Source organism: Sphingomonas sp. RS6, from assembly GCF_054489705.1.
In genome coordinates this window covers 297,532-323,004 of the sequence record NZ_JBTMWM010000001.1, presented here as the reverse complement: position 1 = coordinate 323,004, position 25,473 = coordinate 297,532, and the positions used below count along the sequence as shown (strand labels likewise).

Annotated in this window: 20 protein-coding genes; 17 read left to right on the top strand and 3 right to left on the bottom strand. The window is 67.7% G+C overall.

Features of this window, described 5'->3' with window-relative positions:
- Nucleotides 1-59 precede the first annotated feature (59 nt).
- The 4 genes from ACX40Y_RS01565 to metH all read left to right on the top strand — a co-directional run bounded on the left by ACX40Y_RS01565 (nt 60) and on the right by metH (nt 5,870).
- Nucleotides 60-1,007: an ArsR/SmtB family transcription factor gene (locus ACX40Y_RS01565; RefSeq protein ID WP_459117770.1), complete on the top strand. Its 948-nt coding sequence runs from the start codon at nt 60-62 to the stop codon at nt 1,005-1,007.
- A gap of 14 nt (nt 1,008-1,021) precedes the next feature.
- Entirely contained in the window at nt 1,022-1,921 is a 900-nt protein-coding gene (metF, locus tag ACX40Y_RS01560; protein WP_459118381.1) for a methylenetetrahydrofolate reductase, read from the top strand.
- A 153-nt stretch (nt 1,922-2,074) separates the two neighbouring features.
- Nucleotides 2,075-3,121 (top strand): homocysteine S-methyltransferase family protein, encoded by a 1,047-nt coding sequence (locus tag ACX40Y_RS01555; RefSeq protein ID WP_459118380.1) that lies wholly within the window; start codon nt 2,075-2,077, stop codon nt 3,119-3,121.
- 151 nt (nt 3,122-3,272) lie between these two features.
- Nucleotides 3,273-5,870 (top strand): methionine synthase, encoded by a 2,598-nt coding sequence (gene metH, locus ACX40Y_RS01550; RefSeq protein WP_459117769.1) that lies wholly within the window; start codon nt 3,273-3,275, stop codon nt 5,868-5,870.
- Here metH and ACX40Y_RS01545 read toward each other — a convergent pair whose 3' ends face one another.
- Nucleotides 5,871-7,298, bottom strand: a complete 1,428-nt coding sequence (locus ACX40Y_RS01545) for a M20/M25/M40 family metallo-hydrolase (RefSeq protein ID WP_459117768.1) — start codon at nt 7,296-7,298, stop codon at nt 5,871-5,873.
- Nucleotides 7,299-7,526: 228 nt separating this feature from the next.
- On the opposite strand from ACX40Y_RS01545, the gene ACX40Y_RS01540 reads away from it, so the two are divergent.
- The 10 genes from ACX40Y_RS01540 (at nt 7,527) to ACX40Y_RS01495 (ending at nt 18,723) form a co-directional block, all read left to right on the top strand.
- A complete protein-coding gene (locus tag ACX40Y_RS01540; protein WP_459117767.1) occupies nt 7,527-7,838 on the top strand; it encodes an STAS domain-containing protein in 312 nt (103 codons plus the stop codon).
- Nucleotides 7,835-8,203, top strand: coding sequence for a response regulator (locus tag ACX40Y_RS01535; RefSeq protein ID WP_459117766.1), 369 nt, complete (start codon nt 7,835-7,837; stop codon nt 8,201-8,203). Before ACX40Y_RS01540 ends, ACX40Y_RS01535 begins: the two co-directional genes overlap by 4 nt.
- On the top strand, nt 8,200-10,233 hold the full coding sequence (locus ACX40Y_RS01530) for a chemotaxis protein CheA (protein WP_459117765.1): 2,034 nt from the start codon (nt 8,200-8,202) through the stop codon (nt 10,231-10,233). The genes ACX40Y_RS01535 and ACX40Y_RS01530 overlap by 4 nt, the downstream gene beginning before the upstream one ends.
- A gap of 4 nt (nt 10,234-10,237) precedes the next feature.
- On the top strand, nt 10,238-10,762 hold the full coding sequence (locus ACX40Y_RS01525) for a chemotaxis protein CheW (protein ID WP_459117764.1): 525 nt from the start codon (nt 10,238-10,240) through the stop codon (nt 10,760-10,762).
- 13 nt (nt 10,763-10,775) lie between these two features.
- The gene (locus tag ACX40Y_RS01520; protein WP_459117763.1) at nt 10,776-12,455 is read left to right on the top strand and encodes a methyl-accepting chemotaxis protein; all 1,680 of its coding nucleotides are present in this window, start codon (nt 10,776-10,778) and stop codon (nt 12,453-12,455) included.
- A gap of 63 nt (nt 12,456-12,518) precedes the next feature.
- Nucleotides 12,519-14,330 (top strand): HAMP domain-containing methyl-accepting chemotaxis protein, encoded by a 1,812-nt coding sequence (locus tag ACX40Y_RS01515; protein WP_459117762.1) that lies wholly within the window; start codon nt 12,519-12,521, stop codon nt 14,328-14,330.
- Nucleotides 14,327-14,812 (top strand): chemotaxis protein CheW, encoded by a 486-nt coding sequence (locus tag ACX40Y_RS01510; protein WP_459117761.1) that lies wholly within the window; start codon nt 14,327-14,329, stop codon nt 14,810-14,812. Before ACX40Y_RS01515 ends, ACX40Y_RS01510 begins: the two co-directional genes overlap by 4 nt.
- Nucleotides 14,813-14,974: 162 nt before the next feature.
- Nucleotides 14,975-15,802 carry a CheR family methyltransferase gene (locus ACX40Y_RS01505; protein ID WP_459118379.1) on the top strand — a complete coding sequence of 276 codons (828 nt, stop codon included), beginning with the start codon at nt 14,975-14,977 and terminating at the stop codon, nt 15,800-15,802.
- Nucleotides 15,799-16,887: a protein-glutamate methylesterase/protein-glutamine glutaminase gene (locus ACX40Y_RS01500; RefSeq protein WP_459117760.1), complete on the top strand. Its 1,089-nt coding sequence runs from the start codon at nt 15,799-15,801 to the stop codon at nt 16,885-16,887. Before ACX40Y_RS01505 ends, ACX40Y_RS01500 begins: the two co-directional genes overlap by 4 nt.
- A gap of 90 nt (nt 16,888-16,977) precedes the next feature.
- Nucleotides 16,978-18,723 carry a hypothetical protein gene (locus ACX40Y_RS01495; RefSeq protein WP_459117759.1) on the top strand — a complete coding sequence of 582 codons (1,746 nt, stop codon included), beginning with the start codon at nt 16,978-16,980 and terminating at the stop codon, nt 18,721-18,723.
- 69 nt (nt 18,724-18,792) lie between these two features.
- On the opposite strand, the gene ACX40Y_RS01490 is transcribed toward ACX40Y_RS01495, so the two are convergent.
- On the bottom strand, nt 18,793-19,779 hold the full coding sequence (locus ACX40Y_RS01490) for a DUF6607 family protein (RefSeq protein WP_459117758.1): 987 nt from the start codon (nt 19,777-19,779) through the stop codon (nt 18,793-18,795).
- Between the two features lie 17 nt (nt 19,780-19,796).
- Complete coding sequence (locus ACX40Y_RS01485; RefSeq protein ID WP_459117757.1) at nt 19,797-22,010, bottom strand: TonB-dependent hemoglobin/transferrin/lactoferrin family receptor; 2,214 nt, start codon at nt 22,008-22,010, stop codon at nt 19,797-19,799.
- Between the two features lie 191 nt (nt 22,011-22,201).
- Here ACX40Y_RS01485 and ACX40Y_RS01480 point away from each other — a divergent pair, with 191 nt between their 5' ends.
- From ACX40Y_RS01480 to ACX40Y_RS01470, 3 genes are read left to right on the top strand one after another with little or no spacing between them, the layout of a single operon-like run.
- Entirely contained in the window at nt 22,202-22,480 is a 279-nt protein-coding gene (locus tag ACX40Y_RS01480) for a hypothetical protein (RefSeq protein WP_459117756.1), read from the top strand.
- A gap of 13 nt (nt 22,481-22,493) precedes the next feature.
- Nucleotides 22,494-23,867 carry a mechanosensitive ion channel domain-containing protein gene (locus ACX40Y_RS01475; RefSeq protein WP_459117755.1) on the top strand — a complete coding sequence of 458 codons (1,374 nt, stop codon included), beginning with the start codon at nt 22,494-22,496 and terminating at the stop codon, nt 23,865-23,867.
- A gap of 38 nt (nt 23,868-23,905) precedes the next feature.
- Nucleotides 23,906-25,465 (top strand): phospholipase D-like domain-containing protein, encoded by a 1,560-nt coding sequence (locus tag ACX40Y_RS01470; protein ID WP_459117754.1) that lies wholly within the window; start codon nt 23,906-23,908, stop codon nt 25,463-25,465.
- Nucleotides 25,466-25,473 lie beyond the last annotated feature (8 nt).

Sequence of the window (25,473 nt, the reverse complement as noted above, 5' to 3'; positions counted from 1 at the left end):
CAACCGGCATGGTTCGCGTTGACCCGATATAAAGATATCTTTATATCTATAAGCCAACCATGACAGAGCCCCTTGCCATCTTCCGCGCGCTTGCGGATTCGACGCGGCTGCGCATCGTTGCGCTGCTGCGCGCCATGGAACTGAGCGTCGGCGAGCTGGCGCAGGTGCTGGGCCAGAGCCAGCCGCGCGTCAGCCGCCACGTCAAGATCCTGTGCGACGCCGGGCTGGCCGATCGCCGCAAGGAGGGCAGCTGGGTGTTCGTCGCACTGGGCGCGCGGCCTGTGATCGATCCGGTGCTGGCGACGCTCGATGCCTGGGGCGCCGAGGATCATTGGCAGGTGGCCGATCAGGCGCGGCTCGCGGCGGTGCGCGCCGATCGCGCGGCGGCGGCCGAGGCGTGGTTCCAGACCAATGCCGGCCAGTGGGACGCGATCCGATCGCTCCATATCGCCGAGAGCGAAGTCGAGGCGGCGATGGCGGCGGCGCTGGGCGACGAGACGCTGGGCCGGCTGGTCGATATCGGCACCGGCACCGGGCGGATGATCGAACTGTTCGGCCCGCGTGCCGATCAGGCGATGGGGATCGATCGTTCGTCGGAAATGCTGCGGCTGGCGCGCGCCAAGCTGGCGGGGCTCGCCAATGCCGAGCTGCGCCAGGCCGATCTCTACGCGCTGCCGCTCGGCGCCGGCACTGCGGATACTGCTATATTGCATCATGTGCTCCATTTCGCGCAGCAGCCGGGGGCGGCGATCGCCGAGGCGGGGCGCGTGCTGGATGCCGGCGGGCGGCTGTTGATCGTCGATTTCGCGCCGCATGAGCGCGAGGAATTGCGCACCCGCGATGCGCATGCCCGACTGGGCTTTTCGGACGAGCAGATGCTCGACTGGTTCGGCCGCGCCGGGCTGGCGCCGGTGCAGGTGCAGACGCTGGAGGGCGGCGAACTGACGGTGAAATTATGGCTGGGTCGCAAGACCGGCGAGTTTGCAGAGAAGGTAAAGGCGGCATGAGTATCGTGGACCCGATGGCGCCCCCGCTGTTCGCCGATGTGGCGGGCGATGTGGCGGTGAGCTTTGAATTCTTCCCGCCCAAGACCGAAAAGATGGAAGAGACGCTGTGGGGCTCGATCGAGACGCTGGGGCCGCTCGGCCCGCGCTTCGTGAGCGTCACCTATGGTGCGGGCGGCACGACGCGCGAGCGCACCCATGCGACGGTGGCGCGGATCGCGCGCGAAACCGGCATCCCGGCGGCGGCGCACCTGACCTGCGTCGAGGCGACGCGCGCGGAGATCGACCAGATCGCCGAGGATTACTGGGCGGCGGGCGTGCGGCACATCGTCGCACTTCGCGGCGATCCGCCCCGCGCCGGCGAGAAATACCAGACGCATCCCGGCGGCTATGAGAATGCCGCCGATCTGGTGGCGGGGCTGCGCCGGCTGCACCCGTTCGAGATTTCGGTGAGCGCCTATCCCGAATGCCATCCGGATTCGCCGAGCCCCGAGGCCGATCTCGACAATCTGAAGCGCAAGATCGACGCGGGTGCCCACCGCGCGATCACCCAGTTCTTCTTCGAGGCCGAGACCTTCCTTCGCTTCCGCGACCGCGCGGCGGCGGCGGGCATCGATGCCGAGATCGTGCCGGGCATCATGCCGGTGATGAACTATGCCAGCGTGGTGAAGATGTCGGCGATGTGCGGCACCGACGTGCCGGCATGGCTGGGGCGGCTGTTCGACGGACTCGACGAGCGCCCGGCGGCGCGGCAGCTGGTGGCGGCGACGCTGGCGGCCGAACTGTGCCGCAAGCTTTATGCCGGCGGCGTGCGCCAGTTCCACTTCTACACGCTCAACCGGGCCGAGCTGAGCTATGCGATCTGCCATTTGCTTGGCGTGCGCCCCGTGGCGGGCGCGGTGGCGGCGGCGGCTTGAATCAATCCTCCCCGGAACGGGGAGGGGGACCATCCGAAGGATGGTGGAGGGGGCGTGCCACACGCGATCGATTCGCGGCGCTTCCCCTCCACCACGCCGCTTCGCGACGCGGTCCCCCTCCCCGTGCCGGGGAGGATCCAGAAGGACAAGATGATGACACCACGCGAGAAACTGCTGGCCGAAGCGCAGAAGCGCATCCTGATCACCGACGGCGCGTTCGGCACCGAGATCCAGAACTGGAAGCTCGACGAGGCGGCCTATGCGGGGACGCTGGGCCTGGCGCATGACCAGAAGGGCAATAACGACATCCTCGCGCTGACCAAGCCCGAGGTGCCGGCGAGCATCCACCGCGCCTATTTCGAGGCGGGGGCGGACATCGCCGAGACCAACACCTTTTCCGCCAACCGGATCAGCCAGGCCGATTACGGCGCCGAGCATCTGGTGCGCGAGATCAATATCGAGAGCGCGAAGCTCGCCCGCCGGATCGCCGACGAGTTCGAGGCGAAGGATGGCCGCCCGCGCTTCGTGGCGGGCGCGCTGGGGCCGACCAACAAGACGCTGTCGCTGAGCCCCGACGTCAACGATCCGGGCTATCGCGAGATCGACTTCGATTACCTGAAGGACGTGTATCGCGAGCAGATCGACGCGCTGGTCGAAGGCGGGGTGGACTTCATCCTGATCGAGACGGTGTTTGATACGCTCAATGCCAAGGCTGGGATCATGGCGGCGATCGAGGCGGGCGAGGCGCTGGGCCGCGACCTGCCGATCATGCTGTCGATGACGCTCACGGACCTCTCGGGCCGCAACCTCTCCGGCCACACGGTCGAGGCGTTCTGGCATGCGGTGCGGCACGCGAAGCCGGTGACGATCGGGCTCAACTGCTCGTTCGGGGCCGAGCAGCTGCGTCCGCATGTGAAGACGCTGTCGACGCTGTGCGACACGCTGATCATGGTCTATCCGAACGCGGGGCTGCCCAATGAGCTGGGCGCCTATGACGAGCTGCCCGAGACGACGGCGGGCCTCGTCAAGGAATGGGCCGATGCGGGACAGGTGAACGTGCTGGGCGGCTGTTGCGGATCGACGCCGGCGCATATCGGCGCGATCGCGAGGGCAGTGGAGGGGCTGCCGCCGCGCACCATCCCGACGCCCGAGGTGCGGACGCGGCTCGCCGGGCTGGAGCCGTTCACGATGGCGGCGTGATTCAAATCCTCCCCGGAACGGGGAGGGGGACCGCGCGGCGCAGCCGCGTGGTGGAGGGGGCTCTCCTCAATATGACATCGCTGGTGGAGAGCCCCCTCCACCGCTCCGCGGTCCCCCTCCCCGTTCCGGGGAGGATCAAAAAGAAGACTCCATGACCAACCTCTCCACCAACTTCGTCAATGTCGGCGAACGCACCAACGTCACCGGATCGGCGCGCTTCAAGAAGCTGATCATGAACGGCGACTATGCCGCCGCCGTCGAGGTGGCGCTGCAGCAGGTCGAGGCCGGCGCGCAGGTGCTCGACGTCAACATGGACGAGGGCCTGCTCGACGCGCATGAGGCGATGACGACATTCCTCAAGCTGATCCAGGCCGAGCCCGATATCGCGCGCATCCCGGTGATGGTGGATTCGTCCAAATGGGACGTGATCGAGGCGGGGCTGAAATGCGTCTCCGGCAAGCCGATCGTCAATTCGATCAGCATGAAGGAGGGCGTCGACCAGTTCCTGGCCCATGCCCGCAAGTGCATGGCCTATGGCGCCGCCGTGGTGGTGATGGCGTTCGACGAGGTGGGCCAGGCCGATACCAGGGACCGCAAGGTCGAGATCTGCGAGCGCGCGTACAAGCTGCTGATGGAAATCGGCTTTCCGCCCGAGGACATCATCTTCGATCCCAATGTGTTCGCGGTGGCGACGGGGATCGAGGAGCACAACAACTACGGCGTCGACTTCATCGAGGCATGCCGCGAGATCAAGGCGCGCTGCCCGCACGTCCATATCTCGGGCGGGCTTTCCAACCTGTCGTTCAGCTTCCGCGGCAACGAGCCGGTGCGCCGGGCGATGCACAGCGTGTTCCTCTATCACGCGATCCCCGCCGGCATGGACATGGCGATCGTCAATGCCGGCCAGCTCGACGTCTATGACCAGATCGAGCCCGAGCTACGCGCCGCGTGCGAGGACGTGATCCTCAACCGCGATCCGGAAGCGGGCGACCGGCTGGTTGCGCTGGCGGAGAAATATCGCGGCACCGACGCGGCGGCGGAGAAGCAGGCGGCCGAATGGCGCGGCTGGCCGGTGGAAAAGCGGCTCGAGCATGCGCTGGTCAAGGGCATCGACCAGTTCGTCGTCGAGGATACCGAGGAGTGCCGCCTGGCGTTCGACCGGCCGATCGAGGTGATCGAAGGCCCGCTGATGGACGGGATGAACGTCGTCGGCGACCTGTTCGGCAGCGGCAAGATGTTCCTGCCGCAGGTGGTGAAGTCCGCGCGTGTGATGAAGAAGGCGGTGGCGCATTTGCTGCCCTTCATTGAGGCCGCCAAGGAGCCCGGCGCCAAGGGCAAGGGCAAGATCATCATGGCGACCGTCAAGGGCGACGTCCACGATATCGGCAAGAACATCGTCGGCGTCGTGCTCCAGTGCAACGGCTTCGACGTGGTCGATCTGGGCGTGATGGTGCCGTGGTCGAAGATCATCGAGGCGGCGAACGAGAATGATGCCGACATGATCGGCCTGTCCGGGCTGATTACCCCGAGCCTCGACGAGATGGTGACGGTGGCCGAGGAGATGCAGCGCGCGAACATGACGATCCCGCTGCTGATCGGCGGCGCGACCACCAGCCGGGTGCATACCGCGCTGCGCATCGAGCCGGCGTACAAGGGGCCGGTGGTCCACGTGCTTGACGCATCGCGCGCGGTGGGCGTGGCGACCACGCTCGTCTCCGACACGATCCGCGACGATTATGTCGCCAAGATCGCCGCCGAATATGAGCATGTCCGCCAGGCGCGCGCGGGCAAGGGGCAGAGCGAGCTGCTGTCGCTGGAGGATGCCCGCGCCAATGCGTTCGAGGCGGACATGAGCCTGAAGCCGGGCAAGCCGCGCATGCCCGGCGTCCACAGCTTCAGCGACTGGGATCTGAAGGACCTGCGCAAATATATCGACTGGACGCCGTTCTTCCGCGCCTGGGAACTGGCGGGCAATTATCCCGCGATCCTCGAGGACGAGGTGGTCGGCGAGAGCGCGACGAGCCTGTTCGCCGACGCGCAGAAGATGCTCGACCGGATCATCGACGAGAAATGGCTGACCGCGCGCGGCGTCGCCGGGCTGTGGCCGTGCCGCCGCGAGGAGGACGACATCATCGTCCATGTCGAGGACGAGAACCATGTCCGCCTGCCGATGCTGCGCCAGCAGATCGCCAAGCGCGAGGGCCGCGCGAACATGTGCCTGGCCGACTTCATCGATCATGACGGCGACTGGATCGGCGGCTTTGCCGTCGGCATCCACGGCATCGAGCCGCATCTCGCCCGCTTCAAGGCGGCGATCGACGATTATTCGGACATTCTGCTCAAGGCGCTGGCCGACCGGCTGGCCGAGGCGTTCGCAGAACGGCTGCACCAGTTCGTCCGCACCTCGTTATGGGGCTATGCCGAGGGCGAGCAGCTCGACAATGACGCGCTGATCCGCGAGCAATATCGCGGCATCCGCCCGGCGCCGGGCTATCCGGCGTGCCCCGAGCACAGCCTGAAGCCGGTGCTGTTCAAGATGCTCGACGCGCATCATGCCACCGGCATCAGCCTGACCGAAAGCTTCGCGATGCTGCCGACGGCGGCGGTCTCGGGCTTTTATTTCGGCCATCCGCAGGCCGAATATTTCGGCGTGGCGCGGATCGGCCAGGACCAGGTGGCCGATTATGCCGAGCGGCGCGGAATCAGCCTGGAGCTCGCCAACCGCTATCTGCGGCCCAATCTCGACTGATCAGGCGACGGCGGTGGCGGGTGCTGCCGCCATCGTCGTTTCGCCCAGCGCGCAGAGGATGCGGATCCACGAGCGGATGCCCTTGTGGAAGCTCTTGAGCTCGTATTTCTCGTTGGGCGAGTGGATATTGTCGTCGGGCAGCGCAAAGCCGACCATCACCGTGTCCATGCCCAGGATCGAGCGGATCGAATTGACCACCGGGATCGATCCGCCGCAGCCGAGCAGCGCGGCGCGGCCCCATTCGGCCTCCAGCGCGCCGCGCGATGCGGCGAGCGGGCCGGTGTCGCTCGCCAGGCTGATCGCGTGGCTGCCCGGGCCGCGCGTCAGGAACGTGGCGGTGCAATCGGCGGGCAGGCGGCTGCGGACATGGTCCTCGAACGCGGCCCAGACGCGATCGGGGTCCTGATCGCCGACCAGGCGGAAGCTGACCTTGGCATGCGCCTCAGCCGGGATCACGGTCTTGAATCCCTCGCCGGTATAGCCGCCCCAGATGCCGTTGATCTCCGCCGTCGGGCGCGCCCAGCTCTGTTCGAGCACGTCATAGCCGCGCTCGCCCGCCGGGATGCTGAGGCCGACCTCGCCGAGGAACGACGCGCCGTCGAAGCCGAGCGCGTTCCAGTTGGCGCGCACCGCCGGATCGGTCTCCGCGACGCCGTCATAGAAGCCGGCGAGCGTGACGCGGCCATCGCCGTCCTTCATCTCGCCGAGGATCCCGCAGAGCAGCTGGATCGGATTGCGCGCCGGGCCGCCATAAAGGCCCGAATGCAGATCGCGCGAGGGGCCGCGCACCGTCACCTGCCCCGCCGCCATGCCGCGCAGGCCGATGGTGATGCCGGGGGTGTCGCGATCCCACATCAGCGTGTCGCAGATCAGCGCGAAATCGGCCTTGAGCTCTTCGGCATGGGCGTGGAGGAACGGCTCGAGGCTTTCGGAGCCCGATTCCTCCTCGCCCTCGAACAGGATCGTCACGCGGCAGGGCAGGCGGCCATGCGTCGCCTTCCACGCGCGGCACGCTTCGACAAAGGTGCGCAGCTGGCCCTTGTCGTCGGAGGCGCCGCGCCCGACCAGGATGCGCGAGCCGTCGTCGCGCGTCTCGATCGACGGATCGAACGGATCGCGCGTCCATAGTTCGAGCGGATCGACCGGCTGGACGTCGTAATGGCCATAGAACAGCACGTGCGGCCCATCGCCATCGTGATGCGCGACGACCATCGGGTGGCCGGGCGTATCGGCGACGCGCGCGGCGAAGCCGAGTTCGGCTAGCTCGTCGGCGAGCAGCGTCGCGGCGCGGCGGCAATCGCCGGCATAGGCGGGATCGGTCGAGATCGACGGCACGCGCATCAGCGCGAACAACCGGTCGATACTCGCATCGAGATCGCGATCGGCAAGGTCCAGGGCGGGGGCAAGCGCAACAGTCGAGTCGGTCATGGCGAGGGGCTACGCCCGCCCGACCCGGCCGACAACCCTGGACACCGATGTTCCGGATGCCGCGAGAATCGTGGCTCTGTCATGCGTAACCGGTTCCATCCGGCTCCCTTGGCTTCAAAAAATTGAGGCTGCGCGCCACGGGTAACACTGAATCATCCTAAAAAGAATGGAAACGACTGACAGGACATCGCCCAGTCATGGCGCGGTGGCTGCGAGCATGGGGCTTAAATGGCACACGTCATCGAAACATCGCCGTCAGTAACGGTGCGAACCGCGGCAGATTTCCGCCAGTCGTTGCTGGATGCGTTCGAGTCCGACGACCAGATCGAAATCGACATGGCCGAACTGGCCGAAGTCGATCTGAGCTTCATCCAGCTGCTGCACGCCGCGCGCGAACAGGCGCGACGGGCGGGCAAGACGCTGCAGTTGCGGCAGCCCGCCGGCGAGGCGCTGACCGCGCTGCTCGATCGCGCCGGTTTCCTGACCGAGCCCGATCAGACCACCCTCGATTTCTGGTTTCACGGAGAACGCCCCCAATGAGCGCTTCCATTCTCACCGTCGACGATTCGCCCAGCCTGCGGATGGCGATCCGCATCGCGCTGACGGGTGCCGGCTACACCGTCACCGAGGCCGGCGACGGCGTCGAGGGGCTGACCAAGGCCAAGGGCAGCCGGTTCGACATGATCATCACCGATCTGAACATGCCGAACATGGACGGGCTGACGATGATCCGCGAGCTTCGCAAGGATCCCGCCCAGTGCGGCACGCCGATCATCTTCCTCACCACCGAGAGCGATGATTCGATGAAGGCGCAGGCCAAGAGCGCGGGCGCCACCGGCTGGCTGGTCAAGCCGTTCGTCCCCGAACAGCTGATCAAGGTCGCCAAGAAGGTGCTGGGCCGGTGAACGGCGATCCGATCGCAGCGTTCCGGGTCGAAGCCGGCGACCTGCTCGACCAGATCGAGCAGGGCCTGCTCGATCTGAGCAACCAGCTGGACGACCAGGACCTGGTCAACGCCGTGTTCCGCGGGCTCCACACGCTGAAGGGCTCGGGCGCGATGTTCGGGTTCGACGCGCTGGCGAGCTTCACCCATCACTGCGAAAGCGCCTTCGATCGTGTCCGCAAGGGACAGGCGCCGGCCACGCAGGGGCTGGTTTCGGTGATCCTTTCCGCGAAGGACCATATGCGCGCGCTGGTCGATGGCGACGGCGCCGGGCTGGAAGCCGCCGGCGACGCGATCCTGGCCGAATTGCAGCGCGAGGTGGATGCCGCCTCCGGCGGGCCGGTCGCGGTTCCCACCGCAGCAGATGCCGCACCCGCGCCCGGCACCCCCGCGGCGCCAAGCGCGCGCGGTGGCTGGCGCCTGTCGTTCCGGCTGCCGCCCGAGGCGATGGCGAACGGCACCAACCCGCTGATGCTGCTCGACGAGCTGCGCGAATTGGGCGAGGCGCGCATCGTCGCGCGCACCGATGCGATCCCGCCGCTCGACGAGCTGGTGCCGATCGAATGCCATATCGGTTGGGACGTCGAGCTTTATGGCGACGTCTCGCGCGATGACATCGACGATGTGTTCATCTTCGTGATGGACGACATGGCGCTCGAAGTGGCGCCGCTGGGCGAGGCGGCCGAGGATGCGCCGCCAGCGGCCAGCGACGATGCCGCCCCGGCCGCGCCCGCCGCGCCGGTGGCAGTGGTGGCCGATGCCGCCGCACCGGCCGGCAATGCGCCCGCCGCCGCGACCAAGGCAGCCGCCAAGACCGGCGAGAGCGTTCGCGTCCCCGCCGAGCGGCTCGACGAGCTGATGGACCGGGTGGGAGAACTGGTGATCGTCCATAGCCGCTTGTCGCAGCTGGCCAATGCCAGCGTCGCCGATCTGACGCTGCGTTCGATCTCCGAGGAAATCGAGCGGCTGGTGAGCGAATTGCGCGACACGATGATGGTGCTGCGCATGGTGCCGGTGGCGAGCCTGTTCGGCCGCTTCCGCCGCCTCGTCCACGATCTTGCGCGCGAAACGGGCAAGACGATCGAGCTTTCGACCGAAGGCGAGACGACCGAGGTCGACAAGACCGTGATCGAGCGGCTGGCCGATCCGATGGTCCATCTGATCCGCAATGCGTGCGACCACGGGCTGGAAACGCCCGAAGAGCGCATCGCCGCGGGCAAGCCGGCGGCGGGCCGCGTGCGGCTTTCGGCACACCAGGCGGGCGGCGAGGTCCTGATCACGATCCGCGACGACGGCCGCGGCATCGACCGCGATCGCGTGCGCGCCAAGGCCGAGGCACAGGGACTGATCCAGCCGGGCCAGACGCTGAGCGATTCCGAGCTGCTCCAGATGATCTTCCACCCCGGCTTCTCGACGGCGGCGGCGGTGACCAACCTGTCCGGCCGCGGCGTCGGCATGGACGTGGTCAAGCGGACGATCGAGAGCCTGCGCGGCGCGATCGATATCAAGTCGGAGCCCGGCGAGGGATCGACGGTGGTGCTGCGCATCCCACTGACGCTGGCGATCATCGACGGGCTGCTCGTCCGTGTTGGCGACGGTCGCTATGTCATCCCGCTGGCGGCGGTCGAGGAATGCCTCGAGCTCAGCCTTGAGGAAGATCTGCGTTCGCGCGGGCGCAGCTTCATCACGCTGCGCGATCGGCTGGTGCCGTTCATCCGCCTGCGCGAGATGTTCGAGACGGGCACCCGCCCCGATCCGCACCAGAAGATCGTCGTCATCGCCACCGGCGCCGAGCGCGTCGGGCTGGTGGTCGATCAGATCATCGGCAGCCACCAGACCGTCATCAAGTCGATGTCGCCGCTCCACCGCGACGTGGCGACCTTTGCCGGCGCGACGATCCTCGGCGACGGCGGGGTCGCGCTGATCCTCGACGTCGTCCAGCTCGTCACCGCGGGCCAGCACCAGGAGGAGCGGCTCCGTGCCGTTGGATAAGCCCATGCAGGAAACAACCGCCATCACCCCGGCCGGCACCCAGTGGGACGCGCACGGCAATCTCGAAGTCCTGACCTTCGACCTGGGCGAGGAAACCTTCGCGCTCGAGGCGATGCTCGTCCGCGAGATCCTTGACCTGCTGCCCGAGACGAGCGTTCCGGGCGCGGCGCCGCTGGTGCGCAGCGTCGTCAATTTCCGCGGCAAGATCATCCCGATCGCCGATCTGCGCATGGCGTTCGCGATGCCGCAGACCGAGCCGACGGTCGACAGCCGCATCGTCGTGATCGAGATCGAACTGGGCGGCGAGCCGACCCAGATCGGCATCCATACCGACAAGGTCCATGAAGTCACCACGCTGAACCAGACCGCGAGCGAGGACCCGCCCGCGGTGGGGATGCGCTGGCGGCGCGAATTTGTGCGCGAACTGGTTCGCCGGCCGACGGGGATCGTCGTCCTGCCCGACCTCTTCGCGATCTTTGCGTGCCATTCGATGGCGGGCGCGGCCCCGTCTTCTTCAACCGTACATTGAACCGGGGGCAATCTTGCGAGCCACAATCAAACTGAAAATGGCGGCGGCCTTTGCTGCGCTGCTGCTGATCCTTGTCGCCGTCATCACGCTCGGCGTGATGCGTCTGGGGGAAATCAACACCAACTTCGCCACCGTTCTCGACGGTCCGGCAGCCCAGCTGGCCCGCGCCCGCGCCGCTGACGAAAGCATGTCGATGGTGATCCGAACCGAGAAGAATCTGGTGATGGCCGCCGAAGAAGGCCGCCGTCGCGACCTCAAGACCTCGCACCAGAAATGGAAGGCCAAGACGGACGAGATCGTCGAGGAAGCCAATAGCGCCGCCTCTGAAAAGGCGAAGCCATCCTGGCGCGCGCTGGCCGATCAATGGGCCGCCTATCGCCAGCTGTCGGACCGGGTGGTCGAACTCAGCAACGGCGATCGCAGTGCCGCAGAGCAGCTGACGATGGGCGAGGGCCGGGAAAAGGCGCTTGAGGTGTCGAACACCGTCGAGGGGCTGGTGAAGATCAACGAGGGTCTGCTCGCCGAGGCGCGCGCCGAAGCCGAGGCCGCATTCACCTCGTCTCGCAACACGATGTTCGTGCTGGGCGCAGTCGCAGTGGCGATGACGCTGGGCGCGGCGCTGTGGCTGTCGCTGACCATTTCGCGTGGCCTGGCGCGTGCCGGCGATGCGATGCGGATGGTGGCCGAGGGCGACCTGACGCGCACCGTCGACGTGAGCGGCCGTGACGAGATCGCCGACCTGCTGACCAACGTAAATTCGATGATCGAGCGGCTTCGCGGCGTGATCGGCGATGCGACGCTGGCATCGGCCAACGTGTCGTCGGGCAGCCAGCAGCTGTCGTCGAGCTCGGAACAGGTGTCGCAGGGCGCGACCGAACAGGCGGCGGCGGCCGAGGAAGCATCGGCATCGATGGAAGAGATGGCGGCGAACATCAAGCAGAACGCCGACAATGCCGCGCAGACCGAGAAGATCGCGCGCCAGTCGGCCAAGGACGCCGAATCGAGCGGGATCGCGGTGGACCGTGCGGTGGGCGCGATGCGGACGATCGCCGACAAGATCGGCATCGTCCAGGAAATCGCCCGCCAGACCGACCTGCTTGCCCTGAACGCTGCCGTCGAAGCGGCGCGGGCCGGCGAACATGGCCGCGGCTTTGCGGTGGTGGCATCGGAAGTGCGCAAGCTGGCCGAACGCAGCCAGGGTGCGGCCGCCGAGATCAGCTCGGTCTCGTCGGAGACGGTGAAGGCGGCGGCGGAGGCGGGCGACATGCTCGGCCGGCTGGTGCCCGACATCCGGCGGACGGCCGAGCTGGTGTCCGAAATCAGCGCGGCATGCCGCGAGCAGGACATCGGCGCCGCGCAGATCAATCAGGCGATCCAGCAGCTCGACCAGGTGACGCAGCAGAATGCCGGCGCGTCCGAGCAGATCAGTGCCACGTCCGAGGAACTGGCGGCACAGGCCGAGGAACTGCAGGCGAGCATCGCCTTCTTCCGGGTCGATGCGGCGGGTTCACGCGCCAAACCGGCGTCCCGCGCCACCGCAGCCCCGCGCCGCGCCAGCGTGGCCAAGCCGGTGGTCCGCGCCAAGCCGAATTCGGTCGCCGATCAGCAGGCGCGCGTCCACGGCTTCGCGCTCGACCTGACGAGCGGCGGCCCCGACGATGCCGATGCCGATTTCGGGGTGCGGGCGGCATGACCCCAACCCCCTTTCCCCTCAACCGACAGCTGATGCCGGGCCCACACGAAGAGGATCTTTGACGTGCGTGCTACCATAAAAGCCAAGCTGACCGGCGCGTTCGCGCTGTTGCTGCTGATTACCGCGGCCCTGGGGCTGGTGGGGATCAACAAGATGGCGTCGATCAACGACCAGTCGACCGAGATCACGGAGAACTGGCTGCCCAGCCTCGACGCGATCCATCGCATCAACACCGCGACGTCGGACCTGCGCGTCGCGCAATATTATCACGTCGCGTCGACCGACGAGGCGGCGATGCGCCGGGTGGAGAGCGAGATCGATCGCGTCCAGTCGAGCATCAAGGATATCCGCGCGCGCTATGAGAAGCTGATCTCGTCGGAGGACGAGCGCGCGATCTATAACCAGTTCGGCGAAAAGTTCGGCCGCTATCAGGAGGATGGCAACCGGATGCTGGCGCTGTCGCGTTCGAACCAGAATGTCGAGGCGGCACGCGCGATCGAGCAGAGCAAGCCGCTGTTCGACGATTTCTCGAACGATCTGAGCAAGCTCGTCAAGCTCAACGCCGATGGCGCGGCCGCCGCGAGCAAGCTGGGCGACGAGACCTATGCGGCGGCGCGCTCGCTGTTCATCACGATGGTGGTCGTGGCGCTGGTGATCGGTGCGATCGCGGCGCTGTGGATCGCGCGTACCGTGTCCAAGGGCCTGGCCAAGGTGAGCGCGGCGATCGATGCGGTCGCGATCGGCGACCTCGATCAGGACGTGGTCGTGACCAGCAACGACGAGATCAAGGATCTGGTCGATACCGTCAACCGCATGACCGGCAATCTGCGCGTGAGCGCCGGGCTGGCCGACAAGATCGCCGATGGCGACCTGACCGTCAGCCACCAGCCGCTGTCGGACAAGGACACGCTGGGCCTGGCGCTGGTGCGAATGGTCGATCGCCTGCGCGGCGTGGTGGGCGACGCCACCATCGCGGCGGAGAACGTGTCGTCGGGCAGCCAGCAGCTGTCTTCGAGCTCGGAACAGGTGTCACAGGGCGCGACCGAGCAGGCGGCGGCGGCCGAGGAAGCATCGGCATCGATGGAAGAGATGGCGGCGAACATCAAGCAGAACGCCGACAATGCCGCGCAGACCGAGAAGATCGCGCGCCAGTCGGCCAAGGACGCCGAATCGAGCGGGATCGCGGTGGACCGTGCGGTGGGCGCGATGCGGACGATCGCCGACAAGATCGGCATCGTCCAGGAGATCGCCCGCCAGACCGACCTGCTTGCCCTGAACGCTGCCGTCGAGGCGGCGCGGGCCGGCGAACATGGCCGCGGCTTCGCGGTGGTGGCATCGGAAGTGCGCAAGCTGGCCGAACGCAGCCAGGGTGCGGCCGCCGAGATCAGCTCGGTCTCGTCGGAGACGGTGAAGGCGGCGGCGGAGGCGGGCGACATGCTCGGCCGGCTGGTGCCCGACATCCGGCGGACGGCGGAGCTGGTGTCCGAAATCAGCGCGGCATGCCGCGAGCAGGACATCGGCGCCGCGCAGATCAATCAGGCGATCCAGCAGCTCGACCAGGTGACGCAGCAGAATGCCGGCGCGTCCGAGCAGATCAGTGCCACGTCCGAGGAGCTGGCGGCGCAGGCCGAGGAACTGCAGGCGAGCATCGCCTTCTTCCGGGTGGACAATGCGGGATCGCGCGCCAAGCCGGCGCCCCGTGCCGCCACGCGGACGGCGGCGCCCGCCAAGCCCAAGCCCGCCGCCAAGCCGAAGCCCGCCGCGAAGGCGAATTCGGTCGCCGACCAGCAGGCGCGCGCGCACGGCTTTGCACTCGACCTCACCAATGGCGGGCCGGACGACGCCGACGCCGATTTCGGAGCACGGGCGGCATGAGCAAGCCGAGCGAACTGCAGGTGGTGACCTTCGGCCTCGGGGCCGAAGTGTTCGCCGTCCCGGTGAGTCTGGTGCGCGAGATTCTCGATTATCGCGAGACGTTTCGCATCCCCAGCGGGCCAGCCTATCTGCTGGGCCTGACCGACATGCGCGGCAAGGGCGTGCCGACGATCGATTTCCGGATGCGGCTGGGCCTCGCGCCGTTCGAACCGACACCGAGCACCCGCATCCTGGTGGTCGACGTGCCGGTGGCGGGTCGGGTGCTGATGCTCGGGCTGGTGGTCGATCGCGTGCTCGAAGTCAGCACGTTCCGCACCGACGAGCTGGAAGGCGCGCCCGATATCGGCATCGCCTGGCCGTCCGAATATATCGGCGGCGTCATCAAGCGCGCGGACGGCTTCGTCGTGCTCGTCGAGATGGGCCGGATCTTTTCGGAGGAAGAGGCGATCGCGCTTCAGAAGCCCGTCGCCTCCGCCGCCTGATCCGCGGTCATGGCGGGACGGCTCGGTCCGTCCCGCCGATCGCCCGCCGGTTTCGCCGCCCCTTGCCCCGATGACCGCGCGCACCGCGCGGGGGGCCGCCCAGAAATGGAGCAATGTTTCTTGTCCGCAGCCGCACTCGACCTCGCGCCGTCATCCGCCGGGATGGACACGATCAGCGCACGCAATTTCGCGCGGCTCGCCGCCTATATCTACAGCTATTCGGGCATCAAGATGCCGGAGAGCAAGAAGACGATGGTCGAGGGGCGCCTGCGCCGCCGGCTGCGCGCCACGGGCACCGACACGCTGGACCAATATTGCGACTATCTGTTCGCCGACGAGAACCTTGCGCATGAAGGGCCGCACCTGATCAACGCGGTCACCACCAACAAGACCGACTTTTTCCGCGAGCCGGGGCATTTCGACTATATGGTCGATCACGCCCTGCCGGCGCTGACCGCCGCGGGCGTCCGCCAGATCCGCGCGTGGAGCGCCGCCTGCTCGACCGGGCCGGAGCCCTATACGCTGGCGATGGTGCTGGACGACTATGCCGCGCGCAGCCCCGGCTTCGGCTATGGCATCCTCGCCACCGACCTCGATACCGAAGTGCTCGCCACCGCGCGGGCCGGCATCTATCCGCTCGACCAGTTCGAGCCGGTGCCGGCGGCGCTGCGCCGCAAATATGTGATGACCGCCAACGACCCGCGCCGCGGCGTCGGCCGGGTCGCGCCGGCGCTACGCAGCGCGATCGGCTTCGCCCGGCTTAACCTGATGGACGATCATTATCCCGTCGGCGATCCGATGCACCTGATCTTCTGCCGCAACGTGCTGATCTATTTCGACAAGGCGACCCAGCGAAAGGTGGTGTCCAGGCTCGTCGACCTGCTCGCGCCCAACGGCTATCTGTTCCTCGGCCATTCGGAATCGGTGACCGGGCTCGATCTGCCGCTGAAGCAGGTCGCCAACACCGTGTTCCAGCGGAGCCGGCCATGAGCGGCCGTATCCGCGTGCTGATCGTCGACGACTCGGCGAGCGTCCGCCAGGCGCTGACCGCGATCCTGAGCGAGGATCCCGAGATCAACGTGATCGGTGCCGCGTCGGACCCGTTCGTCGCCGCCAAGCGCATCCAGGAGGAAGTGCCCGACGTCATCACGCTCGACGTCGAGATGCCGCGGATGGACGGCATCACCTTTCTGCGCAAGCTGATGGGCCAGTGCCCGGTGCCGGTGGTGATGTGTTCGTCGCTGACCGAACAGGGCTCCGAAACGCTGCTCCAGGCGATGGAGGCGGGCGCGGTCGACGTGATCCTGAAGCCGCGGATCGGCGTGGCCGATCACCTGATCGAGCACCATCTGCAGATCCGCGACGTGGTGAAGGCGGCGGCGCGCGCACGGGTGCGCGGGCGGCCGGCGCCGCGTAGCTTTGTCCAGGCGGCAACAGGACCGGCCAAGAAGCTGACCGCCGATGCGGTGCTGCCGCCGCCCACCGGGCGGGCGATGAGCCGCACGACCGAGATGGTGGTTTGCATCGGCGCGTCGACCGGCGGGACCGAGGCACTGCGCGAGGTGCTGGAGGCGTTGCCCGCCAATTCGCCGGGCATCGTCATCGTCCAGCACATGCCCGAACATTTCACGCGCGCCTTCGCCAAGCGGCTCGACGGGCTATGCGAAGTCGACATCAAGGAGGCGGCGGACGGCGATCCGGTGCTGCGCGGCCATGTGCTGATCGCGCCGGGCGGCAAGCACACGATGCTGGAGCGGCAGGGCGCGCGCTATCATGTCTCGGTGCGCGACGGGCCGCTGGTATCGCGCCATCGTCCCTCGGTCGACGTGCTGTTCCGATCGGCGGCGCGCAACGCAGGCGCGAACGCGGTGGGCATCATCATGACCGGCATGGGTGACGATGGCGCCCGCGGCCTGCTGGAGATGCAGCAGGCCGGTGCACGCACCTTCGCGCAGGACGAGGCAACCTCGGTCGTGTTCGGCATGCCGAAGGAAGCGATCGCGCGGGGCGCCGCCGACCGGGTGATCCCGCTGGGGCAGATCGCCCGCGAACTCCTGGCGGCGACGGCTCGATGACGCGGGCGGATCGGCCGTGGGTGGCGCGCGGCGGCACCCGAATGCGCATTTCGTCCTATAAGACTCTGTCCAGGCAGAACGGAGGTGGCGGTGTACGCTGCGGCAATTCCTGAACCGCGCCCCGATCAGGAGATCAGCCTCGCGGCGGTTGGCGCCAAGATCGACGAGGTGGCGAGCCAGCTTGACGCGCGTTTCGTCGATGCCGGCAACGCGCTGGCCGAGGCTTATGCGATCGTCGAGAAGCTGGTGGGCGCGCTCGACGCGGCGACGCAGGCAATGGGTCGCGAGGCCGCCGACGGTGCGGTCGAGAACATGCGCGCGACCGCCGATCGGCTGGAACGGCTGCCGGAAGTGCAGGCGACGCGGCAGGCGGCGCTGGCGCGCATCCAGCAGACCAGCAAGCCGCTGCGCGACAGCATCCACCAGATCAATCGCACGCTCGATTTCCTGCGGATCTGCGGGCTGAACATCAAGGTGGCGGCGGCGGGCGCGCATGGCTTTGCCGATTTTGCCGACACGATGTTCGCCCGGATCGACGATGGCGAACGCGAGATGTCCGAGATCGGCGCGGAGATCGCTCGACTGGTGGGCGGCATCGGCAGCGTCATCGATATCGACCGACAGCTTGCCGACGAATGCGTCAAGGTGATCCCCCAGGTGCCGCGCAAGCTGGCCGCCGATGCCGCCGCGCTGCAGGCACATCAGAACGAAGTCGCGCGTCGCGCCGAGCGCATCGCCGAAGTCGCGCGCGAGATCCGCGCCAAGGTGGCAACGGCGATCGGCGCGATGCAGATCGGCGACATCACCCGTCAGCGGCTCGAACATGTCGCCGACGGGCTACGCGCGCTGATCGCGTTTCGTGAGGGCGGCGAGGGCGAGGCACCGTCCCCCGAAACCGCCATCGCCGTGTCCGGCCACATGACCGCGCTGTTCGTCGCACAGGCGCGAGACACGATCGACGGGTTCCAGCAGGAAGTGGGCGTGCTCGCCGAAAGCCTGCGTGGCATCGTGCCGAGCGCCGAGGCGCTGGTCTCGCTCCAGGCCGAGGCGGGCAATGCCGGTGACGACGCCGAAAGCGGCAGTTTTCTGGCCGAGCTCGAACGCAGCGTCAGCGACGTCGCGGCGGTGACGGCGCGGCTGCGCGATGCCGATGGCCAGGCGCAGCGGCTGGGCGCTGCGACCTCGGCCACCGCCGAACGGCTCGCCGCGCGGCTGAAGGTGGTCCACCGCGTCACCCATGACGTTCACCAGATGGCGTGGAACACCGATCTGCGCTGCTCGCGGCTCGGCAATGAGGGGCGCGGGCTGGCGATGGTCGCCTCCGAAATCCGTGGTTTCGCCAACCGCCTTGCCGACATCTCGGCCGCGATCGAGGGGGCGTTCGAGGATCTCGTCGCATGCGCGGCGGCGGTGCGCGACCCGCAGGCCGACGAGGCCGATGCCGGTCAGGCGCTGACCGAATCGCTGGCGCTGATCCATGACGGCGCGCAGCGGATGCGCGACGGGCTCTCGGGGCTCGACGGCGACACCGCCGCCGTGACCCGCATCCTGAGCCGCGCGACCGAGAAGATCGATTGCGACGCCGAGGTGAGCGACGCGCTGCGCGACGCGGTGACGCGGATCGAGCCGCTTGCCGCACCCTGCGACGCGCCCGACGAGGCGATCGAGGCGCCGCTGCGCGCGCTGCTCGACCAGCTGGCGCGCAGCTACACGATGGCGCGCGAGCGCGAAGTCCATCGCGGCTTCGTGCCGGGCGGCGATGCGGCGGCCGAGGCAGAGGTCGCAGATTCAGCCGCCGCGGATGATGACGACGATTTCGACGACGGACTGTTCTGAAGCGTCCGCAGCGGGCCGGAGGGGGACGCGCGGGGCAGTGGCTTTCGAATTCCCGCCCCGCGCGCTGGATCAGGCGGCGTTCGTCGCCTGGTCCATGAGCTTTTTCGCGAGCGCGATCGCATCGGCCTCGCGTATCTTGCCGGCCTGGATATCGTCGGCGATTTCGAGCAGCCGGCTGGCGATCACCGTGCCGGCCTCGGCGGCTTCGGTGATGCGGATGCCATTCCTGGCCTCGGCGAGCCGATCCCATTCGGCGCGGATCGCCGCCCAATAGCGCTTGGTCGCCGCCCAATAGGCATCGGCCGCCTTGACGTCATAGCCGTCGAACCGGGTGTAAGTGTTGAGCACATATTCCTGGACGACCGGCTGGAGCTTGCCGTCGATCACGCCCATCTTGGTGTTGTCCTGCCAGTGGATCCAGCCGGTCGGCGTCGGCTGGTGGCGGTTGATGCCGAGATAGCGGTCATAGACCGGCCCGCGCACCGCATCGCGCCGGGCGAGCGGGCGCCACGTCCAGTTCGAGCGCCAGCGACGCACGCCACCCTCGGTCGTCCACTGGCCCCAGCCGCCATAGCGCGGGCTGTCGTCGACCTGGTACACCGTCTGCGACCAGCGGCCGCGCCGCATCGCTTCAGGCACCGCTTCCCATTTCCATTCGTTCGGCCCGGCATAGACGAGCACGCGCGCGGGCTCATATTCCCAGTCCTGGCGCCAATGCTTGATGACATGGCTCTTGCCGTCATGTTCGACGACCAGCAGGTGCTGGAGCACGATCTTGCGGCCGCTGTCCTCGATCACCTTGACGACTTCGTGCCCGCCCGAAACCTTGGGTTCGATCGGGGCATAGTCGGCGCGCCAGGGCGTCGATTCCTGCATGTCGAAGCGCACCTTATAGGCCCCCGCCATGCCGAGAATGTCGCGGCGATCGGCCTCGAACGATGCCTGCTCCTCCGCCGCGCTGCGCGGCTTGATCGGGCCATCGGCGGCCGCCTGCGATGCCGGCAGCATTGCCAGCAAGCCGAGCGCCAGTCCCAGTGCAAGACGTTGCGTTCGCATGATTTCCCCTCCGTTCTTCAAAAGCGGTAGCTGATCGAGACGCTGCCATTGCGTCCCGGCTGGGTGTAGGCATCGGTGATCGTCGAGCTGACGGCGAGCCCGCGCACGTCGTTCCACCAGGCATATTTGAGGTCGAACAGGTTGAACACGCCGGCGCGCAGCGTCAGCCCGTCGGTCACGCGGAAGAAGGCGGTCGCATCGACGATCGTGAAGGCAGGCGGGCGATAGCAGTCGGTCGTGCAGACGCCGGTGGTGCTGCTCGCCTTCTTCCTGACGCTATGGGTGACGATCAGCTGTCCGCCGAACCGTCCGTCCGGCGCGCGATAGCCGATGCCGCCGACCGTCTTTGTCGGGTCCACCGTCGACAGCGAACTCCGCACACCGTTGCGGATCACGTCCCCATCGGCATAGGCAAAGGCGAAATTCGCGGTGAAGCCATGGCCCAGCAATGCATCGATCTTGCCTTCGATGCCGTTCACCCGCGCCTCATCCAGATTGATGAACTGGTAGACGGCCGGATTGGAAGGCGTGAACGCCCCGCTGACGACTTCCTGCGAGATGAAATTGTCGTAGTCGGCATGGAAGCCGGTCAACTGGGCACGGATACCGCTTCCATCGAACCGCACGCCGCCTTCGACGCTGCGGCTGGTTTCGGGCTTCAGATTGGGATTTGGCTCCGAGCGGTAGCCGAAGGCGAGGTTCTGGAAGAACTGGTTGACCTGGCTCGGCTCGGGCGCCTTGAAGCCTTGGGCATAGTTGCCGTACAGGCTGAAGCCGCGCCCCAGCGCCAGCGTCGCGCCGAATTTGGGCGAGACGCGCGACCCGCTCTGCCGTGCGCCCTCGAAGGCGGGGAGCAGCGGATCGTCCTGCGGGTCGAGCGCATAATGATCGAAGCGCAGCGCCGGGAACAGCGTCACCGGCCCAATCGCGATTTCGTCCGAGACGAACATCCCGGCGAGCGTGAAATCGGTGCGGGGAAAGGCGCGGGTGGGATAGGTTTCGCCCGCCGGCGGCACCGTGCCGTCGCGAACCCCCTCCTGCCGCGTCTTGCTGGCATCGGCACCGACGATCAGGCGGTGGCGAAGCGCACCCGTCTGATATGCCAGCACGATTTCGCCCGAGGCGCCGAACACGCGATTGTCGAACGTGTTGAGGCGCGTGCGATCGGCCAGCACGGTCCGATCCTCGGCGGAGAACTGGCTGTCCTCGGACTTCTGCCAGTATAGGCTAAGCCGCGTGTGCTCGATCGCGCCCTGGCCCGCCCAGGTCCAGTCGAACGCCGCGCGGCGGCGCTTCGTCTTATCGTTGCCGGTGGTGCCGGCGACGCTGCTGGTCACGTTGGACAGCACGTCGGTGTCGAGATGGTTGTCGAGATATTCGCCGGTCAGCCGCAGCTTGTGGCCGTTGCCCGGCTGATAGACGATGCGGCCGAGCAGCGCGTTCGAATCGCCGTCCTGTGGATTGGGCTCGGTTCGGCTAGGCCCGGTGCCGCCGACAATGCCCTTGTTGTCGAGTTCCGAAAAATCGCGGCGCGTATAGGCGATCATCGCCGAAAAATCGCCGCTGCGCCCCGCCAGAATGGCCGTCTCGCTCCATTCCTGGTCGGAAGACTGGTAGCCTGCGCGCACCAGCCCGCCGATCGACTTGCCGCCTTCCAGGAAATCCGCCGGATCGGCGGTGATGAAGCTGATCGCGCCGGCCAGGCCGTCGCTGCCGTACAGCGCCGAGGCGGGGCCGCGCAGGATCTCGACCGATTTGACCAGGCCCAGATCGACATAATCGCCGCGCCCGACGCTTTGCGCGCCGAAGGTGAAGCCATCGGGCACGCGCACGCCGTCCACCTGGATCAGCACCCGGTTGCCGCCGATGCCGCGCACGATGAAGCCTTCGTTGCCGGCGCGCCCGGTGGTGTTCGATGCCGCGCCGAAGCGCGCGGGCTGGCGCGGCACGCTGATGCCCGGTTCGAACCGCACCAGATCCTTGATGTCGCCCGCCAGCTGGTCGGCCATCTTCTCGTCGGTGACGACGGTGACGGTGGCGGGCACCTTCTGCGTATCGGTGGCGAGGCGCGTTGCCGTGACGGTGATGGTCGACGGATCGCGCTCGGCATCGGCATCGGCGGCGTCATTGTCAGCAGCCTGAGGCGGTTTTGTCTGGGCAACCGCCGGTGCGGCAGCCAGGCAGGCCAATAGGCTCGCCGCCCCGGCAAGGCGGGCGATGAAGTCGGTCAAGAATGCTCCCCTTATGATATGCGAGTGATTCGCAATAGCTATAACTTCGAACCGGCGGCGTCAATTCCCTTGCGTAACGATCGCGCGCGCCGGCGGCGGGCCGATTTCCGCGCAAATGGGCGGGGGCGGAACGAATCGGGCGGCCGCTGCGCTTGGTTGTCGTCTTGGGCAACAACAGGGATCTTCCGATGATGAAAGCACTCGCCGTCGCCGCACTCTGTGCGCTTCCGCTCGCCGCCTGTAACCCCTCGCCGGCCGACAATCTGGCCGATCGCGTCGAAAATGCCGCCGATGCGCGCGCCGATGCGCTCGAAAACCGCGCGGACATGCTCAACCAGCGCGCCGAAGACGTCCGCGAGACGGGCGAGGAACGTGCCGATGCGATCGATGCGGCCGGTCGCAATGTCGCGACGATGAGCCAGGCCGAACGCGACGCGATCGTCGCCAATGACAGCGCGGCGGTGCGCTGATCGGGCGATGCCGATGCCGTCCATCGCGGTGCCGGCCGCCGTGTTTCGCACCCCGTGGCTGATCGCCGCGTCGTTCGTGCTGATCGGCACGGCGCCGGTGGCGGCTGCGCAGAACACGCAGACACCCGCCGCCGCGCCGATCGAGGCAAGGGTGGATGCCGGGGACGATGCCGGCATCGCGGCGCGCATCCGAAGCATTTTTCAGGAGATACCCGCGCTGCGCGGTGTCACGGTCCGCGCTTCGGCCGGCGTCGTCACGCTGCGCGGCCAGGTGCCGACGCCCGAGGATGTCGACCGGGCCGAGGCGATCGCATCGCGCGTCGCCGGGGTGGTGACGGTCCAGAACGATCTGGCGCGCGACCTGGCGGTCGACACCAACCTCGCGCCCGCGCTCGGCAGTTTCGGCAAGGACGTCCGCGATCTCGTGCGGGCGCTGCCGCTGGTCGGCGTTGCGCTGGTGCTGGCGGTGCTGATCGGCCTGTTCGGCTATCTGATCGCCGGGCGCGAACGGCTGTGGCGTGCGGTGACGCCCAATCCGTTCCTCGCCGAATTGCTGGCGACCTCGATCCGCTTCGCCTTCGTGCTGCTCGGCATCATCGCCGCGCTCGAGGTGCTGGGCGCGACGGCGCTGCTCGGCGCGGTGCTCGGCGGTGCGGGGGTGATCGGCATCGCGCTGGGCTTTGCGGTGCGCGACACGATCGACAATTACATCTCCAGCCTGATGCTCAGCCTGCGCCAGCCGTTCCGCGCCAACGATCATGTCGTCGTCGAGGGCAATGAGGGGCGCGTCGTCCGGCTCACCTCGCGCGCGACGATCCTGATGACGCTCGACGGCAATCACCTGCGCATCCCCAACTCGACCGTCTTTAAGGCGGTGATCCTGAATTACACGCGCAACCCCGAACGGCGCTTCGCATTCGATCTGGGGATCGATGCCGATGACGATCCGGTGCAGGGGATGGCGGTGGGGCTGAAGGCGGTGAACGCGCTGCCCTTCGTGCTCGATCGGCCGAGGGCGAATGCGATCATCCAGGACGTCGGCGATTCGAACATCGTGCTGCGCTTCTTCGGCTGGGTGGACCAGACGAACACCGATTTCCTGAAGGGCCGCAGCCTTGCCATTCAGGCGGCCAAGACCGCGCTGGAGGCTGCGGGCTTTGCGCTGCCCGAGCCGATCTATCGCCTGCGCTTCGACGAAGCGGCGCCGCTGCCGCTCGCGGGTATGCGGGCCACCGGCGACGCGCGGCCCGCGCCGCCTCGGCCGGCCGCCGCAGCGGTGCCCAGCCACGATACCGCGCCCGAAAGCCATGTCGAGCAGTTGGTGCGCGACGAGCGCGCCGAGCCGACGACGCCGGACCTGCTCGACGATCGCAGGCCGGTCGAATGAGGGAGCCCAAATGCACGATCATCGGGTGAGCAACTGACATGGCTCGTTCCACACCCCCGCTCGAACCGTCGCGCAACTGCTGGCGCATCGAGCGCGCCGAACGCGCGACGGTGATCGTCGATGCCGATGCCTATTTCCGCGTCGCGCGTCAGGCGATGCGGATCGCCAACCACCAGCTGATGCTCGTCGGCTGGGACTTTGACGGCCGCATCCTGCTCGTCCACGAGCAGGAGGACGAGGCGCCGGCGCGGATCGGCAAGCTGATTTCCTGGCTCGTCAAGCAGACGCGCACGCTGGATATCCATGTGCTGCGCTGGGATACCGGCGCGATCGTGTCGCTGTTTCGCGGCACGACCGCGATCACGCTGCTGCGCTGGTGGCGCCATCGCCGCATTCACCTGAAGCTCGACAGCCATCATCCGGTTGCGGCATCGCATCACCAGAAGATCGTCGTGGTCGACGATTGCCTCGCCTTTTGCGGCGGCATCGACATGACCGGCGGCCGGTGGGATACCAGGGCGCATCGCGACGACGATCGTGTGCGCGTGACGCCCGGCGGCATTCCCTATGACCCGTGGCACGATGCCACCACCGCGCTCAGCGGCCCGGTGGCCAAGGCGCTGGGCGAACTCAGCCGGCTGCGGTGGCGGCGCGCATCGGGCGAGGAACTGCCGGCGCCGCCCGAGCGCGACGCGTGCTGGCCGGACGATCTGGATGCGACGTTCGAGGACTGCGAGGTCGCGATCTCGCGGACGATCCCCGACATGCCCGGTGACCCGGGCGTTCGCGAGATCGAGCAGCTATATCTCGACCTGATCGCGCGCGCCGAGCGCTGGATCTATGCCGAAAGCCAGTATTTCGCCTCGCACCGCGTGGCCAAGGCGATCGCCCGGCGGCTCGACGAGGCGAACGGCCCGGAGATCGTGATCGTCAACCCGGTGAGCGCGGCCGGCTGGCTGGAGCCGCTGGCGATGGATACGGCCCGCGCGCGGCTGATGGAGGCGCTGCGCCGGCGGGACCGGCACGGGCGGCTGCGCATCTATCACCCGCTGACACGCGGCGGGCAGCCAATCTATGTCCACGCCAAGATCACGATCGTCGATGGCGAGATCCTGCGTGTCGGCTCGTCGAACTTCAACAACCGCTCGATGCGGCTCGATAGCGAGTGCGACGTTACGATCGATTCGACGCGGAGCGCAAACCGGCACACCCGAGACGGGATCGAGACGGTCGCCTTCGATCTGCTGGCCGAACATCTCGGCACCGATGTCGACACGGTTCGCGCGCGGCTGCGCGAAAGCGGATCGCTGATCGAGACGATCGAAGCGCTGCGGTCGGGCGAGGAACGGCGGCTGGTGCCATATGAGATCCCCGACCTGAACGCGGTGACCGCCTGGCTGGCCGATCACGAAGTGCTCGATCCGCCCGACGCGGACCACCAGTTCGAGGCGATCGGCAGCCGGTCGCTGCTCGCCGGCGTGGGCCATGCCCGCCGCAAGCCGATCGCCCCGGTGGCGATCGCGGCGGGGGCGACATTGGGCGTTGCAGCAGCGGCGCTGGCGTGGCGTGGGCGGGCCGGGCGGCGGCCGCGCCGCTGACCCGCCCG

Coding starts and splice junctions, on each gene's coding strand:
- ACX40Y_RS01475 (WP_459117755.1), top strand. CDS start 22,494: ATGCCGTCCATCGCGGTGCCGGCCGCCGTGTTTCGCACCCCGTGGCTG.
- ACX40Y_RS01510 (WP_459117761.1), top strand. CDS start 14,327: ATGAGCAAGCCGAGCGAACTGCAGGTGGTGACCTTCGGCCTCGGGGCC.
- ACX40Y_RS01540 (WP_459117767.1), top strand. CDS start 7,527: ATGGCACACGTCATCGAAACATCGCCGTCAGTAACGGTGCGAACCGCG.
- ACX40Y_RS01500 (WP_459117760.1), top strand. CDS start 15,799: ATGAGCGGCCGTATCCGCGTGCTGATCGTCGACGACTCGGCGAGCGTC.
- ACX40Y_RS01565 (WP_459117770.1), top strand. CDS start 60: ATGACAGAGCCCCTTGCCATCTTCCGCGCGCTTGCGGATTCGACGCGG.
- ACX40Y_RS01535 (WP_459117766.1), top strand. CDS start 7,835: ATGAGCGCTTCCATTCTCACCGTCGACGATTCGCCCAGCCTGCGGATG.
- metF (WP_459118381.1), top strand. CDS start 1,022: ATGGCGCCCCCGCTGTTCGCCGATGTGGCGGGCGATGTGGCGGTGAGC.
- ACX40Y_RS01490 (WP_459117758.1), bottom strand. CDS start 19,779: ATGCGAACGCAACGTCTTGCACTGGGACTGGCGCTCGGCTTGCTGGCA.
- ACX40Y_RS01525 (WP_459117764.1), top strand. CDS start 10,238: ATGCAGGAAACAACCGCCATCACCCCGGCCGGCACCCAGTGGGACGCG.
- ACX40Y_RS01505 (WP_459118379.1), top strand. CDS start 14,975: ATGGACACGATCAGCGCACGCAATTTCGCGCGGCTCGCCGCCTATATC.
- metH (WP_459117769.1), top strand. CDS start 3,273: ATGACCAACCTCTCCACCAACTTCGTCAATGTCGGCGAACGCACCAAC.
- ACX40Y_RS01555 (WP_459118380.1), top strand. CDS start 2,075: ATGACACCACGCGAGAAACTGCTGGCCGAAGCGCAGAAGCGCATCCTG.
- ACX40Y_RS01480 (WP_459117756.1), top strand. CDS start 22,202: ATGAAAGCACTCGCCGTCGCCGCACTCTGTGCGCTTCCGCTCGCCGCC.
- ACX40Y_RS01470 (WP_459117754.1), top strand. CDS start 23,906: ATGGCTCGTTCCACACCCCCGCTCGAACCGTCGCGCAACTGCTGGCGC.
- ACX40Y_RS01545 (WP_459117768.1), bottom strand. CDS start 7,298: ATGACCGACTCGACTGTTGCGCTTGCCCCCGCCCTGGACCTTGCCGAT.